Raw genomic sequence first — 3,299 nt, 5'->3', positions numbered from 1 at the left:
CGAAACGCGATTCCGAATTGATCACGCGCTTGACTCGTGGCCGGTCAACTTCGCGATCATCACGGCCTACACGACGACGGGAGAGTGCTGGACGGAATCCGAGAACTCGCTCGCGGACGCAGAACTTGAACAAGTGCTACGCGGGCGCGGCGTTGAGCCTTCACGTATAGCCGGATACTCTCCATCGACCGGCCACGAAGAACGCGGATGGGCTTGCAGCCTTTCCGTTCATGATGCGTTCGAGATCGGCATGCAATTCCGACAGGACGCTATCTACGTGGTCGTAAACAGCATGCTATACGTTACTTACTGTGATCAACGTCGAAAGCTGGTGCCGGTCGCGCCGTTTGTTGACCGGCTCGATCCTTAGGCAGCGGAGAGTCGACCTGACGAAACATTACCACGGTTTTGACAACAGCTCCTTCACGCTCACCGCATTTAACACCGTCGCACACGTCTCCCAGTCCGCATCCTCGACCTTGCTGTACTTCGCGTCAAAGGGATTCCGTGTGGCCTTCGTTCGGTCAATCAGCTGATTCGCGGCCTGCTCATCGTTCATGGCAATCTTGACCCCCGGCGGCCACCCAAAATCCCCCATCTCTGGCCACCTCAAACTCCCCCAGCTGGCGTGAGGGTGTGAGCCTCTAATTCGGGGGGCCACCCGCGGGACGTTACGCTACCTCTCTCACCGCGGTGAGGGAGGAAGGAGTGAACGTCTTGAAAGCCCATCTACGGATTACCATCACGACGCTGCTGGCGCGGGGCGCGTCCCAGCATGAAATCGCGCAGCGTACCGGCGTGGATCGGAAAACGATTCGACGCTACGCGCGGGCCGCGCTGACCGCGGGGGCAAATGCCCCCATGGTGGCCACCGGCCCGGAGGCGATGGCCACGGAAATGCCCCCACCCCGGCCACCGGGTGACGACGCGCTCGAGCCTGCGGCCTTAGTGCCACATCGGGTAAAGTCCGGCCCCACGACGTCCGCCTGCGCGCCCCATCGGACGTGGATCGAAGCCCAAGTCGCGCTCGGCCGCAATGCGGTGAGTGTGTTTCAGGATCTGGTCGGCCAGCACGGTTTTACGCACCAGTACAACTCGGTCAAACGCTTCGTGGCCACGCTCAAGGCGCGTGCGCCGGAGCGTTTCGACGTGCTGGAATTTCCGCCGGGCGAAGAGGCGCAGGTCGACTACGGCCAAGGCGCGCCGACGCGCACGGCGTCGGGCAAATATCAGCGCCCGATCCTGTTTGTCATGACGCTCAAGTACTCGGGCAAGAGCTTTCGGAAGGTGGTGTGGAAGACGTCGCAGGCCGTGTGGGCGCAGCTGCATGAAGAGGCGTTTCGGTCCTTCGGCGGCTGCTGCCGCTACGTGGTACTCGACAATTTGAAAGAGGGCGTGGTGCGGCCCGACTGGTACGAGCCGGGCCTCAATCCGGTGTACGCCGCCGTGCTCGCGCACTATGGCGTCGTCGCCGACCCGTGTCGCGTGCGGGATCCGAATCGCAAAGGCACGGTCGAAGCGGCGATTCAGCACACGCAGAGTACCGCCCTGAAAGGACGCACCTTCGAGACGCTCGAGGCGCAGAACGCGTGGCTCGTGGAGTGGGAAGCGCGCTGGGCGTCGCCGCGCATTCATGGACGCAAGAAGCGCCAGGTGAGTGAACTCTATCGCGAGGAACAGCCGCACTTGCTGCCGCTTCCGCTCGAGGGCTTTCGATACTTCACGCAAGGCGTGCGCACGGTCGATGATGCGGGGCTCGTGCAGATCGAGGGCGCGTACTACGCGGCCGGCGAAGCCGCACTGGCGAGTGTGGTCACGGTCCGCGTGTATGCGCACGCGATTGAGATTCTGGATCGCACGGGCGCGGTCCTGCGCCGTCATCAGAAGGCGCTGCGAAAAGGCGCCTTCGTGATGGCCGAATCGGATCGCCTCTTCAATCCGTCGCGACAGACAGCGCGGATCTTGGCCCGCGCGGCGCAGATCGGCCCGCAGACCGCCGCGCTGGCGCAGGTCCTGTTCGCACGCCTCGGGCGACCGGGACAGCGTGCCCTTTATGGCCTCGCGAGTCTGCCGCGCACGTATGCGCGCGTCGACATCGAAGCGGTGTGTGCGCGCCTGCTCGCCGCGGACTGCGTGTCGTACACGGCCATCAAGACGGCGTTGGCGCGGCGCGCCGAGGACGCCCGTGCGGCCGCTGACGCGGCTCCGCTCACGCAATCCGGTCCGGGTATCCGCGCGCCCCTTGAGTACCAAACGTTTTGGGATCAGCACGCGGCGGACGAGGCGTCGATGACGCCAGCGGGGGCGTCCGCATGACGATGTCGATCACCGAGCTCGAACAGGCCCTGCGTGCGCTCCGTCTGTCGGGCATGAGCGCGACGATGCAGGCCCGCGCGCTGCAGGTCGCGCAGCATCAGATGGATTTCCTCGAAGCGTTTTCGTGGCTGGTGCAAGACGAATTGGATCGGCGTCGCTCGCGCCTGCTCGACCGGCGCTTCACGCTCTCCGGGCTGCGCGAGCGCAAAGACCTCAAGGATTTCGACTGGACGTACAATGCGCGGCTGCCGAAACGGGAGGTGCTCGCCCTGGGCACGCTGCAATTTCTCGACGCAAAAGAAGATCTGCTGATGATCGGTCCGCCCGGGACCGGGAAGAGTCACTGCGCCAAAGCGCTCGCGCTGCTCGCCGTGCAACGCGGCTACACCGTGTTGTACCGCGAAGCGCACCAGCTGATCGAAGACCTCGCCGAAGCGCGTGAGCTCGGCCACCTGCGCGCGTATCGGAAGCAGCTCAAGGCGGTCGATCTCTTGGTCATCGACGATCTCTTTTTGCGCAAACTCCCCGCGCAGGCGGGCGACGAACTGGCCGATGTGCTGATGAGCCGCTACGAAAAAGCCTCCACGCTGGTGACGTCGAACCGACCCTTTGAAGACTGGGCACGTCTGCTCGGCGACACCGTCGTCGTCACGCCACTCCTCGACCGTCTCCTCCACCACGGACACCTGCTCAAATTCGAGGGCAAGAGCTGGCGACTCAAAGAAGCCGCGGCGCGTCTTGCGCAGCAGGCCAAGAGCCCGTAGCCTCACCCCGTCCCGCGCACGTCCGCTGGGGGAGTTTGACCCGGCCACGACTGGGGGAATTTGAGGTGGCCACCGGGGCGAGTGATACGTGAACAGCACCGGCGTCCGAAGTGAGTCCGTGGTAGACCGTTTCGAGACCCATCACCTCAGAAGTGGCAATCTGGTTTGGGTCATCTCCGTTGAGCTCCTTGAGCAGCTTTTCGAGCACAGCGGTCCCGT

At 64.0% G+C, this 3,299-nt stretch carries 3 protein-coding genes; all 3 read left to right on the top strand.

Features of this window, described 5'->3' with window-relative positions; translation table 11 throughout:
- The coding region (locus ACESNG_RS10660; protein WP_373068908.1) for a DUF3293 domain-containing protein at positions 1-370 on the top strand (370 nt) is incomplete at its 5' end.
- A gap of 338 nt (positions 371-708) precedes the next feature.
- On the top strand, positions 709-2,316 hold the full coding sequence (gene istA, locus ACESNG_RS10655) for an IS21 family transposase (RefSeq protein ID WP_373061457.1): 1,608 nt from the start codon (positions 709-711) through the stop codon (positions 2,314-2,316).
- Positions 2,313-3,080 carry an IS21-like element helper ATPase IstB gene (gene istB / locus ACESNG_RS10650; protein ID WP_373068906.1) on the top strand — a complete coding sequence of 256 codons (768 nt, stop codon included), beginning with the start codon at positions 2,313-2,315 and terminating at the stop codon, positions 3,078-3,080. Before istA ends, istB begins: the two co-directional genes overlap by 4 nt.
- Positions 3,081-3,299: the final 219 nt, after the last annotated feature.

Origin of the sequence: Gemmatimonas sp., from assembly GCF_041689975.1 — a bacterium.
Taxonomy (GTDB): Bacteria; Gemmatimonadota; Gemmatimonadetes; order Gemmatimonadales; family Gemmatimonadaceae; genus Gemmatimonas.
Note: the sequence above shows the minus strand (reverse complement) of the source record. Positions and strands in the feature narration are given on the sequence as shown.